The 13,276-nt window shown below is 56.2% G+C and carries 7 protein-coding genes and 1 pseudogene; 4 read left to right on the top strand and 4 right to left on the bottom strand.

All coding sequences use genetic code 11. The annotated features are described in order from the left end of the window. Window positions 1-41: 41 nt before the first annotated feature. Entirely contained in the window at window positions 42-1,034 is a 993-nt protein-coding gene (locus ACTG4M_RS01345) for a TRAP transporter substrate-binding protein (protein ID WP_439121829.1), read from the bottom strand. A gap of 205 nt (window positions 1,035-1,239) precedes the next feature. On the opposite strand from ACTG4M_RS01345, the gene ACTG4M_RS01340 reads away from it, so the two are divergent. The 3 genes from ACTG4M_RS01340 to ACTG4M_RS01330 all read left to right on the top strand — a co-directional run bounded on the left by ACTG4M_RS01340 (window position 1,240) and on the right by ACTG4M_RS01330 (window position 4,858). Further along, window positions 1,240-2,865 (top strand): amidohydrolase, encoded by a 1,626-nt coding sequence (locus tag ACTG4M_RS01340; RefSeq protein WP_439121828.1) that lies wholly within the window; start codon window positions 1,240-1,242, stop codon window positions 2,863-2,865. Beyond that, window positions 2,862-3,746 (top strand): CobW family GTP-binding protein, encoded by an 885-nt coding sequence (locus tag ACTG4M_RS01335; RefSeq protein WP_439121827.1) that lies wholly within the window; start codon window positions 2,862-2,864, stop codon window positions 3,744-3,746. Before ACTG4M_RS01340 ends, ACTG4M_RS01335 begins: the two co-directional genes overlap by 4 nt. Before the next feature lie 194 nt (window positions 3,747-3,940). Next, window positions 3,941-4,858 carry a DMT family transporter gene (locus tag ACTG4M_RS01330; protein WP_439121826.1) on the top strand — a complete coding sequence of 306 codons (918 nt, stop codon included), beginning with the start codon at window positions 3,941-3,943 and terminating at the stop codon, window positions 4,856-4,858. Between the two features lie 332 nt (window positions 4,859-5,190). On the opposite strand, the gene ACTG4M_RS01325 is transcribed toward ACTG4M_RS01330, so the two are convergent. Continuing rightward, window positions 5,191-5,991 (bottom strand): DUF6455 family protein, encoded by an 801-nt coding sequence (locus ACTG4M_RS01325; RefSeq protein WP_439121825.1) that lies wholly within the window; start codon window positions 5,989-5,991, stop codon window positions 5,191-5,193. A 204-nt stretch (window positions 5,992-6,195) separates the two neighbouring features. Next, window positions 6,196-6,345: pseudogene (locus tag ACTG4M_RS01320) on the bottom strand (IS5/IS1182 family transposase); the annotation flags it as partial. A 233-nt stretch (window positions 6,346-6,578) separates the two neighbouring features. Between ACTG4M_RS01320 and ACTG4M_RS01315 the strand changes: the two are divergent. Beyond that, window positions 6,579-8,981: a DUF4214 domain-containing protein gene (locus ACTG4M_RS01315; RefSeq protein WP_439121824.1), complete on the top strand. Its 2,403-nt coding sequence runs from the start codon at window positions 6,579-6,581 to the stop codon at window positions 8,979-8,981. A gap of 245 nt (window positions 8,982-9,226) precedes the next feature. On the opposite strand, the gene ACTG4M_RS01310 is transcribed toward ACTG4M_RS01315, so the two are convergent. After that, entirely contained in the window at window positions 9,227-13,066 is a 3,840-nt protein-coding gene (locus ACTG4M_RS01310; protein WP_439121823.1) for a DUF4214 domain-containing protein, read from the bottom strand. Window positions 13,067-13,276 lie beyond the last annotated feature (210 nt).

Genomic DNA, 13,276 nt, shown 5'->3' with positions numbered 1-13,276 from the left:
TGAATTGGGCGAGAGCCTGTTTCGGCTCCCGCCAGTCGCGATTATTCTGCAGCCGCGTTGATCATATTGACCAGTTCAACAAATTCGTCGCCACGCTCTGCTGCAACAGCCTGCTGCACCTCTTGGGCCGCCGCGATAAAGTCTGCGCGATCCGGATCAGTCCGCGTCATGCCACCCTCGGTCGCAAGCCACTGACGGATTTCTTCCGTCTCGGTCCGGACTTCTTCACTGAACTGATTGCCCGCATCAACGGCAGCACGCATGATCTGTTCACGCTGTTCTTCGCTCAAACGGTCCATAAAGCTGGAGGATGCAAAAAGCGGTGCCATCGACACGAAGTGCTCAAGGATCACCAGATTGGGCATAAACTCATAAAAGCTCATGTCGCGGATAAATGAGGTGCCATTGTCCCCACCATCCACTGTGCCTGTTTGCAAGGCTGTCGGAGTTTCGGACCACGCGAGCGGCACAGGGTTGGCGCCGAATGCCTCGAACGTCTGGAGCATCACCGCGTTGTTCGGCGTGCGAATCTTCAGACCTTCCATATCCGCCATCGTGTTCACCGGTCGGACAGAGTTGTAGAAATCACGATAAAGCGCCGGACCAAAGCTCAGCAGATGCACACCTGTATCGGCCAAAAGCTGCGAGCGGATGAAATCGCCAACTTCGCCATCCACGACGCGAGCGAGGTGATCCGTGTTTTGGAAGATATAGGGCAGCACCGTCACATCCATCAGCGGCCAATGCGGTGAGACGTTGTTGGCAGTGATGAAGAAGCCATCTACTGTGCCCAACTGCATCGCACGGAATCCCTCGTCTTCGGTGGCAACCTGATTGCAACAGCGCAGGCGGACATCGACCGCTCCGTCGGTGTATTGCTCGGCCAGTTCCTCAAAGATCCCGCCGAAGCGACCGTAAAGCGAATCCTCAGGCGCGCCGAAGCCCACGTTCATTGTGATGTCTTGCGCTGAAACCGCGGCGGTCGACATCGTCAGCGCCATCACTGCGCCAAGTGTTTTGGTGTGAAATCTCATGATCAATCTCCTTGTTGTACGTCTGGTTTTTCTGTCAGCTTTGCACGACGATATGGATCTGCCTAGGCTGAATTGCGGAAAGCCGGGTCTTTTCATCACTCTGCCGCTTGCTTTGCCGACGTGGGTTTCGCAGCCACGCGGCGCAAAATCATTTGCGCACGTAGGTTTCTGCAGTACGCCTAAAGCATCAATTGCGAGAGGTCCCATGCCTGACATCACCGTTTTTCAAGCCAAAACGATCCTGACAATGGACCCCACATTGCCCAATGCCACTCATGTCGCGGTGCGCGATGGGCGTATTCTGGCCATTGGGGATGCGACATGCGCCGACCAATGGGGTGAAGTGACCCACGATACGTCACTTTGCGATGCGGTGTTGATGCCGGGCTTTGTCGAGGGCCACGCACACATGATGGCCGGGGCGATTTGGGAGTTTGCCTATACCGGGTATCATGACCGGATCGACCCGGAGGGTCGCCTTTGGACCGGGCTGTCATCGCTTGATGATGTGGTAACGCGCCTCTCTGAGATTGAGAAGACGCTGCCCACCGATGCGCCGCTGATTGGCTGGGGGTTCGATCCAATCTTTCTGCCGGATGACCGCCTTAGCCGAGCGCATCTGGACAAGGTATCGACTACCCGGCCCATCGCGATCCTGTTTTCGAACTTCCACCTGATGTGCGTGAATTCCGCCGCGCTCGATCTCGTAGGTTATTCTGAGGCGACCAACGTTGAAGGTGTCGTCAAAGGCCCCAATGGTGCGCCCACGGGTGAGTTGCAGGAAATGGCAGCGATGTTCCCGATCATGCGGCGTTTGGGCATTGATTTTCGGGCGCTGTCACAAAATGAAAGCGCAATCCGGTCTTACGCACAGGTGGGTACTCGGGCGGGTGTCACCACGGTCACGGACCTGTTTTCGCAGCTTGAGGACGAAGACCTCGAGGTTATGCTATCAGTGACGGGGCAAAACGATTTTCCGCTTCGCATTGTGCCCGCGTTGGCGGCCAGCGGTGATCCGGCAACCCTTGGCACCCGTGCCTTGGGTCTAAAGGCTCGCTCCACCGACAAATTGAGGTTGGGCGCCGTAAAGCTGATGACCGATGGATCAATTCAAGGTTGGACCGCGCGGGTCAAATGGCCGGGGTATGTTGGTAGGCAACCAAACGGCATCTGGAATATGGCGCCAGACCAGATTCATGCGACCTGCGCCGCGCTGCATGCCGCTGGTGTTCAGATGCACATTCACGTCAATGGCGATGAGGCATCCGAAGTTGTGATCGACGCCCTAGCCAACGCGATGCGCCATGCGTCGTGGCCCGACCACGGGCATGTGCTGCAACACGGGCAGATGATGGATGCCGCGCAATTCAAGCGATGTGCCGATCTTGGCATCTCAGTCAATCTTTTTGCCAACCATTTGTGGTATTTCGGGGATCAGCACGTCGCGCTGACCATCGGCACAGATCGCGCGAACCGCATGGATGCTGTGCGCTTTGCACTGGACGCAGGTCTAACGGTTGGTATTCACTCGGATGCACCTGTCACTCCGATGGGCCCGCTTTTCACCGCGTGGTGTGCCGTCAACCGACAGACCATGACCGGCAACGTCTTAGGCGTGACGCAGCGTATATCCGTGCCAGAAGCGCTTTACGCAATCACGATGGGCGCAGCAAAAACTCTCAAACTGGATAGCGAGATTGGCTCAGTTTCTGTTGGGAAGCGTGCGGATTTTGCCATTCTTGCGACGAACCCGCTTGAGCAAGACCCGGCAACGCTGAAAGACATCCACGTTCTTGGCACTGTCTTTGGTGGGCGGAAAACACTGCTATGACACCTTTGCCGATGACTGTGATCTCTGGCTACCTTGGTGCTGGGAAAACGACGTTCATCAATCAGTTACTAGCTGCAAATCACGGACTGAAGCTAATGATCCTCGTCAATGATTTCGGGGCAATCAACATCGACGCTGCACTGCTTGCGTCGAAAGACGAAGACACCATTGCCCTGACCAATGGCTGCGTGTGCTGCACAATGGGATCAGACCTTTTCCTTGCGCTTGGAGATGCGCTGGATCGCAGCCCACGACCCGATCACTTGATCGTCGAGGCCAGCGGCGTTGCCGATCCGGCGCGTATCGCCAACGCCGCGCAGGCGGAACCCGACATGCGCTATGCGGGGATCGTGACCCTGGTCGATGGTCAAGCGTTCGAAAGTTTGGCCAGTGACAATCTGATCGGCCCGCAGGTCCGCGACCAAGTCTCTCGGGCAGACCTTGTCATCATATCCAAACAGGTGTCTGACCAATTGGAAACATGTTTGGTCGAACTAACCGATGCGCCCATTCTGCGAGATCCGAATGTGACCGCGGTGTTAGACCTTGTTCTGTCAGACCCGGTTCCGGTCACGGTGCCCGAACGGGTCGCCAAGCATCCCGACTACACAGCATGGATCAGCGAAGATGTCGTCGGCATTGAAAAGGCTGCGTTGCAGCAGGCGTTGTTGGGTCGCCCAACCGGGCTTTTTCGCGTTAAAGGCTCAGTTGTAGATGGTGCTGGGGCCGTTTGGGGCGTGCAGGTCGTGGGCCAAAACATCGATATCACACCAATCACTGGTTCAAGTTCGCCTGCTTTGGTTGGGATCGGCCCTCGTGCGCGCATTGACTTGGCCGAGGTTGAGACCTGGTGGGCATCGGTAGCCAAGTTCGGCCACTGAGACACTAAACCAGAATTGGCCGTTGGGATTTGAGTTCGAAGCGCTTGCGAACGCGGCCACCGAACGTATTGCGTTTCGGCCGTGGCCAACCATTCTCGCATAGCATGACAGCCCCAAGCAATGTCGCATATAAGGTATCAGCACTTGGGCAGAGTTGGTATTTTGCGCCAAGAGTTGATTTTGATTGGTAGGAAATGACATCTTTTTCGCCCACCTCCTCAGATACGGACGCCCACAAGTATGGCATTCTTTTTGTGTTTCTGGCTGGGGTTCTTTGGTCGACGGTAGGCCTTGGCATTCGCATGATCGAAGATGCTGCCGTGTGGCAAATTCTGCTTTATCGGTCGATCAGCATGTCGCTGTTTCTTTACGTGCTTATTCGAATACGATCCGGCGAAAGCCCCTTTGTTCAAATCCGCCGCATCGGGGTCCCCGCAGTGATCGCGGGGCTAGCACTGGTTGCAGCCTATTCCGGTGGGATCTATGCGATCCAGAATACGTCGGTCGCGAATGCCATGTTACTCTTTGCGACGGCACCGTTCATGGCGGCGGTTCTCGGATGGCTAGTGTTACAAGAACCTGTCCGCGCCGCAACGTGGGTCGCAATCGCGGTCGCGATCGGCGGAATCGGGATTATGGTTGGTGATAAGTCCGGAAGTTTAGCGCTTATGGGAAGCCTTGCAGCTCTTGGTTCGGCGTTCGGATTTGCTGTCTTCACTGTGGCGCTTCGTTGGGGACGAACAGGTGAGATGCTGCCAGCGGTCTTCCTTTCGGGCCTCTTTGCGATCGCCATTACCTTAACGATATGCCTTGGTCTGGGACTGTCCATCGTCCTGAGCCCGAAGGACGGTGGTATCGCGATGGGTATGGGAGTGTTTCAGGTTGGTGCCGGTCTGATTCTCTACACGCTGGGCTCACGCAGCCTGCCCGCAGCAGAGCTTGCCCTGTTGTCTTTGGCGGAAGTCTTGCTCGGTCCACTCTGGGTTTGGCTATTCCTAGGGGAAACAGTGAGTGCCAATACTCTGATCGGGGGCATTGTTCTACTCTCGGCCATCGCTGGAAATGCCCTCTCAGGTAAGCGACGAAAACCTCCGCCCATCACAGCACCATAACCATGGGTCTATTCCGCCCAAACCGGGTCCATAAAAGCTGATCGGATGGTAATTGTGGATGATCGAGGAGCCCACTGTTTGAGGTGCCCCTAGATTTGTAGAAGCTTTGCTTGGCAATTTTGGAACCCAGCGGTAGATCATGCCATGCTGAACCACCGGGGCGCAAAGCACTCGGGTAATCCGCCAAATTTTAAAGGGGTCGAGCCGTAGATTGCACGCGACTGTTTCGGAGAGAAGATTGAACAGCGCATACCGCAGGCCCGCAGCTTGACCTTCAAGTCTCACCTCACACTATCTATGGCCGATAAACGAGTGCCCGAAATCTACCGGCACTATGACAGTCTAGAAGCGACGCAGATGGTAGAAAGTCGTTCAAAAGCTGCAGCGTTGGCGCAACCCGGTGGCGACGTATCGGCGGGTATCTGTGTCTCATCCAACCATGTCTGGCATTGATCGCGCAACGGGCAGAGGCAACACTCCAATACCATATTTGCATATTGGGTTTGCGATAACGTGTCGGTTTCCATGGCAGCTTTAAGGTTCAGGCCCATCGCCCTCGCCACGCTCAGAGTTAACCAAAAGCAAAATTCGGCATTCTGCACGATCGAACCAAGGTTGCGGCCTGCATTTGATTGGCTTGCAGACGTCTGTTCCGTGATCGCAGCAAGGCCTCCGGGATCCGCGTGCTCTAGCAACCATTTCTCACATTTATAGTGCCACTCCCAAGAGCGGCTTTGTTTTTCAAGGCGTACCCAGCTTTCTACCCAAAGGCTTTCGCCCTCTAAGTCGACGTGTGTGTCTATGCCAGTAATTTGTTTTTCAAGAAAATCGCTCGAAATGACGACAGAATCGTCCGAGGTGTCAATCTCGATTTCGCGCCAGAAAGTGGAAGCCAGCTGTTCAATCTTTTTGAAGAAGGCAGAGTTAGTGCAGTATGACGGCACCTCGACCATAGGTATGCCATCGCCTAGCAATTCTTTGCAATTGCACCATTTTGGGCATTGGCAACACGCTTGAGTCGCTTCCCTAAAATCGTCTGCCTTGATCAAACCAACCAAGACTTGTTGTTCGAGATCAACGCCACATCTGGACGCCATGCGCTCCACCAAAGGTTCTCTGTTCGCGTCAGACATTGAACACCAAAGACAAAGTTTACCAACTTTAGATACAATGAAGCATCATTAGCGTATTTGATCCGTGTCAAATTATAAAAACGGCCGGTTTCGATGGCGGGATGACCAGCGCATAGCGAAGAGACGCAGCGTGGCCCTCAAGTTATGCCAATTCCCAGCGTCGCAGGTCCAGAATCTCTAGCAGTTGCACGGGCTCTCAAAAGCTCCATGTTCTTTCGCCGCGTCGCACCGGCGCAAGCTTCTGTGATTTATAAATATTATGGCGCTCAGGACACGTCGATCTTCGCCACGAGACTTGCCATAGCTATCGGGGAAGAGCAGCACTACGCGCTTTATTGGCACATTGGTCAGCAAGAAAGCACTGCTGTTCGATCAGTCTCATTGCAGAACCTGAAGTACACTGGAAATAAGAAATTTGTGGTTCTTCAGCTCAGGCAAGCCCGACTGCCGCGCGTCAAACAGCCTAAGAGCTTTCTCATCAAGGTTTTCGCGCTCCACCAAGCATCGTTCTACAGGATCAGGGTCAAATTCTGTCCTTATTTCCCTGTGATACAGGGGCAGTTCCCTCATGATCAGGACCGAACAGTGTGACAGCGCTTGTCCCATATGGATTTCTCCCCAGCCTTACCGCTGATCTTTTTGGCGGTAACTTCCTCGGGCATCGCGACAGCGTATTGCCGGAGGATGGGTTTGCTACGCTGGCGGAAGATCTCAATATCACCTTCCTGCGCTTTCCCGGAGGATCGGTCACGGAGACCTACTATTCGATTGCTGATCCCGATCTCGAAAGCTTGATCAACCCCGCCACTGGAGAGCCTGTCACGATCACTCCGTTTTCCGATTTCATGGAATTTGCAGCTGATCAGGGTTTGCCAGTCACCATCACCTTGCCCACACGAGAGGCCCTGACGGACAACCGCGATAGCAACGGTGACCGCTTTGCTGCGATCGACGCACCGCTTCTGCGCCAGTTCGTCACCGATGCTATATCGGGGGTTTTTGGTGCAGCGCCGATCGCCGCCTTCGAGATCGGCAACGAATATTGGGGGTCAGGCCGCATGACCGCGGTGGAATATGGCCGCGTATCTTCTGAGATGGCCCACCTCCTGCAGAACATTCTGGACGAGCTTGCCGACCCGTCTGGGCCGCGCCCGTATGTCCATGTGCAGATGGGGACGAATTTCAACTTCTCGTCCCTGGATGAACACTATACCGGCCCCACGGAGGAGATCCTTGCTTCCTTGTCCGAGGACTACGGTCTTGCCTTCACGCAGGAGGTGGTCCGCAACTCAGGTGAAATCGATTGGACCCGCGTCAACAATCAGCTTCTTCTCGGCGCTTACGAAACGGCAGACGAGACCACGGCGGTGGATGGAGTCATCGTTCACCTGTTCTCGCGCGATCCGGCCTTGCCTGGCCAGCGCGATTTTCAGCTGGGGGTCGTGCAGGAGATGTGGGTCGAAAGCGGCCTTTTCGACGACCTCTCGATCTACGTGTCGGAATGGAACCAGTCGGGGTCATCATCGGGGTTCGACCGGAGTGTCGATTACGGGCTCTACCAGGCGCAGGAGATGCTCAACATCCTTGAGGCGTTCAGCTTCTGGGGGGTGGATCGGGCTGCGGTTTGGCCTTTGCTTCAGAACACGCCGAATGCTCTGGCCAAAGGCGCGTCCTATGACGGATTGACCCCGGCCGGCGAAGTCTTCCGGCGCATGTCCGAGTCCTTGCCCGGTCTGTCCCCGATCGACTTCGACCCGGAAGACAGGATCGAGACAGAATTTCAGCTTGGTGATCTCAGCATCCATGGCTTTTACGGCGATGAGCGGCTCGAGATTTTTGTCGGATCGCGGGCCGAAGGTGCGGTTCGGACTGAGATCGACCTGTCTCCCCTGATCCGCGCCGCTGGTCTGCCAGAAGCGGTCCGGCTGGGTGTGCTGCCAGGGCAGGCGCCCGGTAACAATGCTTCGACGGCGGTTTTTACACCGATCCCGCACGGTGATCTACTGACCGGAACCACTTTGAATATGTCCCTGTCGCCGGGCGAGATCCTGCATGTGACCTTTGATGACTATGTTCCGACGCAGGGTTTCCACGATAGCGCCTTGGCGCAAGGGATCGAAACCGGCAGACCACTGGTGCTGGGGACATCCGGCGATGACTGGATCGACTTTGAGGACAAACGCCGCGTCGATGGTGGGGACGGCGTCGACACAGTGGTTCTACCGGGCAATCCCGGCAGCTACACACTTGGCTTTGCCGGGGATACGGTCCGTCTTCAGGACCGCGATGGCCCTGCCGAGACCTATATTACCCTGTATGATGTGGAACGGCTCGTCTTCTCTGAAGTCCTGCCGCAGATCGGATCAGGCCATTTCTCAATCGACAGTTTCGACGGGCTGAGCACTTTGTGCCTTGAGGATATTGCGGCGATCACCGAACTTTACATCGCTTATTTCGACCGTGCCCCGGATGCTTTGGGACTGCATTTCTGGGCGAACGCTTTTTCCGAAGGCATGGGGCTGGCCACAATGGCAGAGGCGTTCTTCGGCCAGCCGGAGCATCCCAGCCTTTACGGTGAAGTGACGGACATCCCATCCTATATCACCGCCGTCTATGAGAACGTCCTGGGACGATCCCCTGATCCCGCTGGGCTGTCCTTCTGGCAGGGGTTTCTAGAGGCGAATTCCCCGGCCCATACCCCGATCTTCGTGCAGGCCATTCTCTCTGGTGCAAAAGCCGCCAGCGGCAGTGCCGAGGATGCCGCCTATCTGTCCGGCAAAACCACGCTAGGCGCTTACTTCGCGGTATCGACCGGGTTGTCCGATCTGGTCGCAGCGCAGGATGTTATGAGGGTCTATGAAGAGACCGAGGGGGATCTAACACAGGCCATCAAGGCGGTGGACCGCGCCTATGCAGACGTGATGTCAAACGATGAGAGCAACTTTCTCATCCAGACGCTGGGTGCGATTGATTGGGGTGAGGTGTTTTGACCAAAGCTTCTTAAGCGAGGTCACACATGTCGAAATGGCCCTTTTCGTATTGGCAGGTCCAGCGCACGCGCAGAACATTGACCTCTTGTTCTGAACGGCGTGTTCCTTTCGTGGACGTTCGATATCCGTCAGACACTCTGGATGCCGGGCGCGATCGCTAAGATCGTGGCGGTACCGTCGACGCAATGTGGACCACATGAAGTCCATCAATGGCTGAAAATGCGCGTTTCTGTGCCGACAACTCGCTACGAAAGACGCATGAATTGGGCATCCTGATCGACCTCGTCAGCGTAGTCATCGCAATCATCTTCCATACTGCCAACAATTCGGATGATGAATTCACCATCTCCATCCGACGGGTCGATCGCATCCGCATAGGCATTTTCGATCTCGGCAACCGCCGTGTCATAGCTTTCGCTCGAACCGTCGAACTGACTCATAACGCTGCGCGCAGTCTCCACGTTCGACATACCGCGGGTAACGCTATAGTGGATGCCAAGCTCCACCTTATTCGCAAAATATTGGGCGTCCTCGATGCTGCCAGTTTCGGCCTTGGCGCCTTCGAGGATTTCCATGATAAAGGTGGCCGGTGTAATGGAATCTTCGTGTTCCAGTGCATTGAGCCAGAACCGGAAACCATCGGAATCTGGAGCACGTCCAAAAACGTTATTGTAGACGGCCGACACGAACCTAGCGAGATTGATGTCCTCGCCGTAAAGCTCTCTGGGTTCCGGCTGATCGAAGAAGTATTCAGCGATCTCGCGCATGCTCATGCCCTGCGCGAGCTTATCTCCCCAGAAGCTCAAGCCTGTGGCATCTGGCGCTCGGTTGAAATAAGCGATGTAGAGTTCGGCAAGGGTATCAATCGCCTCGCTGCCGAGCGATGCCATGCCGCTGAGGTCATCAACAGCAAAGCTGTCTTGCTGAGTCACAGGAGAGCCATCGGCGAATTCAAGCGTAACATCGTCGGAGAAGACCCGGATACCATCCCCGTCGACGCGACGATCCTCCAGAGATATTTTGTCACCTGACGACATGGTGAGCGTATAGTTGCTTTGTTCACCGCTCAGCACAACGACACCGTTGCTTCCGGCATCAGCCAGGCTTTCGGCATCAGTCGGGTTTCCGGCATCAGTCGGGCTTCCGGCATCAGTCGGGCTTTCGACATCAGTCGGGCTTCTGGCATCAGCTGGGCTTCCGGCATCAGTCGGGCTTCCGGCATCAGTCGGGCTTTCGACATCAGTCGGGCTTCTGGCATCAGTCGGGCTTCCGGCATCAGTCGGGCTTCCGGCATCAGCATTCGCATCGCCGTCGCTCATATCGGCATCCATGTTCTCTTCGGGAACAAGGATACGCGACACCTCTGCGTCCATCTGTTGGCTGTAGTTTCGATCAATATCAAAAGTGCGGACGGCATTTGCCGAAAGCCAGTCGACCAGACCGGCATAATTGTCGGCCACTTCCGGATGCAGGCTGTCTGGCAGGTCGAATTCGGTGTCCGGCGGCGTGCCGAACAGGGCGGTGTAATGGATGGTGGCTGCCAGGAAATAAAGCGTCGGGGATCCATGGCCGCTTTCATCGGTAAACAGGTCCTCGGCTCTGAGACCGTCCAGCTGCAGATCCGCGATCAGCTTGGCGACCTGCGGACCGACGCTGATCAAGCGCACCGAGACGTCGGGCCGTTCTTCCCGGATGATCTCGTAAAGCGAAACCCACCAGTCGTGCCAATCGCCGGTCATGTAGTTCATCCAGGCGGTGAAGGCTGTGTGGCTCGGTGGGAAACTGTCGACAAAGAATTCGAGGCTTGGCCAAGTCTCGTAAAGGTTGATGGTGGCATTCGGCGCGCGGCCATCGACCCAGGCGATGATGTCGAGCGCAGCTTGCGCCGGAGTTGTGTCCGGGTCGCTGTAATCGGGCTGAAAAGGGGCCCGGCTTTGGGTGAAGTTCACCTCGGAGATGGTGATCTGGTTGAAATCTGCATCGGCAAAGCTTTGCCCTGCTTCCGGATCCCAAGGGGACTCCACGCCCTCTATCAAGACATGCGGATTGGGGGGCAGATTGTCATGCACACTCAGCATGCCAGTCTGGATGGCCGTGGTGTAAGAGCGTCCGGCTCCGTTGGCCATCAGGTTCACCCAATGCGCAACCGACAGTTCCGGGTCGCCAGTCGCCCAAGCAAATAGAGAATTTCCGAACACGTATTCGCGCACCTCGGTGCCGGTCTCGGGCGACGGGGTCGAGGGTTGGTTCCAGATCGGTGGGTTTTCCGCGTCTGGTGCAACAGGATTGTCCTGATCCGGATCATCGTCGACGGCGACAACTTCGTCCTCCGGCTCATCAGGCTCATCGGGTTCCGAAACGATGGGAGGAGGATCGACAGGCTGGAAGGAAGATGTCCCGTCATAACCATCTTTCATCGATGCCGGTGCGGAGTGGCTGGCTGCAAAGCTTTCAAGTGCCGCGTATTTCGGAGTGCTGTCCTCGAGATGGCGCAAGGCCCCCCAACTGCCCCACTGCGAGGGCCGGGCGACATCGACAAAGGCGTTAAAGAGCGTCCCTCCGACAGCGTCCCAGCCTGCGAGCAATTCGGCATATAGCTGGCCCATGCCATCGGAATAGTTGAGATGGTTGAAGAATTCGGTGAGCTGATTGTTATGCACCCATTCGCCGATGCCCACCACATGGGTGCCGCCTTCATACATCACCAGATCAAGCCCATGCGCACCGGCCACATCCTTGTGATAACGGAAAAGCTCAAAGATGCCTTGTAGGGAATCCTCGCCATTGCCAGTGACCGAACCGTCGCGCAATTCGCGGATGGCCAGTTCCTCGGCTAGATCGAAGCGGTGTTCCGCGACATAGGCGTCGGCCGCCGCACCACTCAATCCACGGCTCACGGCGTCCTGAAGGGCCTGCGCTTCGCTGCGGGCGATCCAGTCCAACACCGCAGGCGCTTTCTCGTCGGTGCCGAGGCTGTTGCCGAAATATCCGGTGACGGCATAGGTGTCGAACGACAAATAGGGTGCTGCATTGGCCAAGCTGAGCGCCTGCCAAGCGGGGGCTTGAAGGGCGGATTCTTCCAGTCCAGGCCATGCGGTATGGGTTGCGATGACCTTGACCAGCTGGTCTTCGGCCCCGGCATAGACACTGTCCAAAACCGACGCCATCCCAGAGGCGCGGGCACCGTATTCCTGCATCCAGCCATCGCCTAGATCCTGCCCGAACCGTTCCGTCGCCGACCGACCGGCATCCTGGGCCTGTTCGAATTGCCAGTTCCAGACCTCATTCGACATCTCATAATGGGCACGCAGTTCGGGATTCAGATTCTCCCGCACGTAATTGGCGAAGTTGCGGATATAGTCATTCGTCGCGCCCCACGGCATGTTGAACCAAGGTTCGGTGCCGGTTGTGTTGGCAAGCTCCACCATCACCTCAACCGGCACGCCTTCAGTATAACTGTAGGTGCCAGGTGTGGGGCGGTCAGACCAGTGCTGGAGTGTTGAATTGTTGGTCTGCTGCCAATCCATGAAGCGCAGGGAATGGGCTTCCCGAATAAGTTCCAGCCAGAGTGGATTGAATATCTCCCCAGCCTCGAAGGCCGGAAGATGCTCCTGTTTGACCACTTCGATATTGCGCAGGTAGTTGCCCGTGTTTTGTGGATCGGTGTCCGAAATCGACACCACCACCATTCCTTCGCCGGTGGGGGTGTAATTGAACCAGATCTCGCCATTCGATTGCGACACGATCTCGGCCCCGTGGACGTCGATCTGACCCGCCCCATCATAGCTCAGACGGTAGGTGCCTGATGTATAGCCCGCCTCCACAGGCATCTCGGTCAAGATGAAGGCTTCCACCCGGTCGACGCCGGCGGGCAGCTGCGTGATCCAGCCCTCGTCATCCAGAACACCCATCCGCTCAAGGTCTTCGGCCCCGTAGGCGCCCCACTGGCTTTCGGTGTGCCCCTGCCAAATCCGGGCTGTCTTGAACACATCAAGGAAGGCTTGCTGCACAGACCAATCCGCGACGCCGTTCAAGCCGTAGGCCAGACCTGCACCTGCGGTCTGCGTACCATAAACAGTAGGCATGATGTGCTCCTCAAGAAGTCGATCCAATTACCGCGAGTACCGCTCACGACACAGTGACACAGGAAACTTGGGCGCACTCCGGGTCGCGCCACCAGAAATCATTACAAATTCAGGTGATAAAAATCTCTCTGAATATTCAAATTATAGCATGTTTTGTGATGTCTTTGGAGTCAAAAACCCACGGATAGCCGCGCCATGCCGATTCAGGAG

This window comes from Marivita sp. (assembly GCF_965656765.1).
In the GTDB taxonomy this organism is placed as follows: Bacteria; Pseudomonadota; Alphaproteobacteria; order Rhodobacterales; family Rhodobacteraceae; genus Marivita.
Note: the sequence above shows the minus strand (reverse complement) of the source record. Positions and strands in the feature narration are given on the sequence as shown.

Excerpts from the sequence above, each read along its gene's own strand:
- ACTG4M_RS01345 (WP_439121829.1), bottom strand. The coding sequence starts at position 1,034 with ATGAGATTTCACACCAAAACACTTGGCGCAGTGATGGCGCTGACGATG.
- ACTG4M_RS01340 (WP_439121828.1), top strand. The coding sequence starts at position 1,240 with ATGCCTGACATCACCGTTTTTCAAGCCAAAACGATCCTGACAATGGAC.
- ACTG4M_RS01335 (WP_439121827.1), top strand. The coding sequence starts at position 2,862 with ATGACACCTTTGCCGATGACTGTGATCTCTGGCTACCTTGGTGCTGGG.
- ACTG4M_RS01330 (WP_439121826.1), top strand. The coding sequence starts at position 3,941 with ATGACATCTTTTTCGCCCACCTCCTCAGATACGGACGCCCACAAGTAT.
- ACTG4M_RS01325 (WP_439121825.1), bottom strand. The coding sequence starts at position 5,991 with ATGTCTGACGCGAACAGAGAACCTTTGGTGGAGCGCATGGCGTCCAGA.
- ACTG4M_RS01310 (WP_439121823.1), bottom strand. The coding sequence starts at position 13,066 with ATGCCTACTGTTTATGGTACGCAGACCGCAGGTGCAGGTCTGGCCTAC.